Below are 1670 nucleotides of genomic sequence, written 5' to 3' on the forward strand. Positions count from 1 at the left end.
CTGCGTTTGGGTCTATCGAAGTCGAGCATCGCGAGGGGATCACCTACGAGAACCTCACCTGGTGAGCCGTTCCGGCCGGTCACCGCAGCGGGACTGACGACGAACCGATCCGGCTCGCCCCGAACGTCCGGAACTCGCCGCCGATTGTACGACACGAGAAATGGTTCAAGATCCGGATATACTCTGTATATATCTGATTTAACATATGTTTCGAGAGCGACGAACCCCTCGGGCGTCACGTCGCTGTCGGCGCCCGACCGAGCGGCAAGTCGCCTGCAGATCGCTGCGAGTCGCCAGCGGAACGGGCGGTGTCCCAGAAACTGCATCGGTCACGTGACGCACATCCCGGGGGCCGGTACGGACGTCGCGGTAATCCACTGCCTTCTCGGCAGCGTCGCCGGCGCCGAGGAGGGTCCGCGGCGGGACGGACGGCAGGATGATGTCGCCGTCGCTCGTCCTGGAGCCGGACCCGGTTTCGCCGGGAGCAACGTGAGACGACTCCGGGCCAGCGTGGGGTCGTGGATAGCGGGACCGGAATCGCGAGACTGGAGTGGTCGAACAAGCGCGGGTCCCGGTCACGTTCCGACTCGTCGAAACCCCAATAATACTTCGGGTTGACAGGTTCGCGACCGACGGCGCGGTACGGTCGATCGCTCCATCGGTCACTCAAAGGGTACTCGGTCACTCGCAACGGGCGACGGTCCATGCCGACGGTCGGCCGGGGAGCGGGTTGTCACCCGCGGGAGCGCTCGGCCGCCGACGTCGGCGCGGAAATCTCGATTTGGGAGACTGTGTCCGGATCTGATACGATCGGCGGGTCGGAGGGCTATCGCCCGTCGACGTCGCGACGGGCGCCGGTTCGTGCTCGGGAGACGCTCGACGGTCGGTTCCGGTGAGTCGAGCGAGTTTCGCGCGACCGCCCGGCGGTCGCGCCGCCTCGGGCTTCGGCCACGTCGGGGACTGCGAATCCGCCGCGTCGTTGGCGGCGATTCGGTCGCCGGCGACTCAGTCGTCGGCGGGTTCCGCGTCGGTGGGTTCGACGTCGACCTCGATCTCGGCGGCGGCGGCCTTGTACTCGGGGATCTTCGCGCGGTCGTCGAGGACGTCGTTGGTCAGACGGTTGCCGGAGGCGGCCGCGAAGTGGGGGGTCGTCCAGACGACGCCCTCCTTGGTCGCGTCGGTGACCTGGGCTTTCACCTCGATTTCGCCGCGCCGGGACTTCAGGCGGACGTACTCGCCGTCCTCGATGCCGTATCTCTCGGCGTCGTTCGGGTGGACGTCGACGAAGTTCTCCGGGTGCTGGCGGTTGAGCGTGGGCGACCGCCGGCTCATCGTCCCGGTGTTGTAGTGCTCCTCGAGGCGGGCCGTGGTGAGGATCAGGGGATACTCCTCGTCCGGGGTCTCCTTCGGCGGCTGGTGGCGGACGCCCTCGATCCGTCCGAGGCCGTTCTCGGTGTCGAACGACTCCTCGTAGAGGTACTGGTCGCCCTCGTCGCCCGGCTCGTAGCAGGGCCACTGAACCCCGCCCTCACCGAGTCGGTCGTAGGTCATCCCGTGATAGATGGGACAGACCTGCCGGAGCTCCTCGAAGACGGCCTCGACGTCGTCGAACCGGAACGCCTCTTCCCCGAACAGGCGGCTGCCGACCTCCATCAGGATGTCGAGGTCGT

Annotated in this window: 2 protein-coding genes; both read right to left on the reverse strand. The window is 67.0% G+C overall.

Annotated features, from left to right (window positions below; genetic code table 11):
* On the reverse strand, nt 1-239 hold a 239-nt coding region (locus AN233_RS17690; RefSeq protein ID WP_218055064.1), incomplete at its 3' end, for a hypothetical protein.
* 766 nt (nt 240-1005) lie between these two features.
* Nucleotides 1006-1670: molybdopterin oxidoreductase family protein (locus AN233_RS06110; RefSeq protein ID WP_281176528.1), on the reverse strand; the 665-nt coding region annotated here is incomplete at its 5' end.

It is taken from the genome of Haloparvum sedimenti (assembly GCF_001462205.1).
In the GTDB taxonomy this organism is placed as follows: domain Archaea; phylum Halobacteriota; class Halobacteria; order Halobacteriales; family Haloferacaceae; genus Haloparvum; species Haloparvum sedimenti.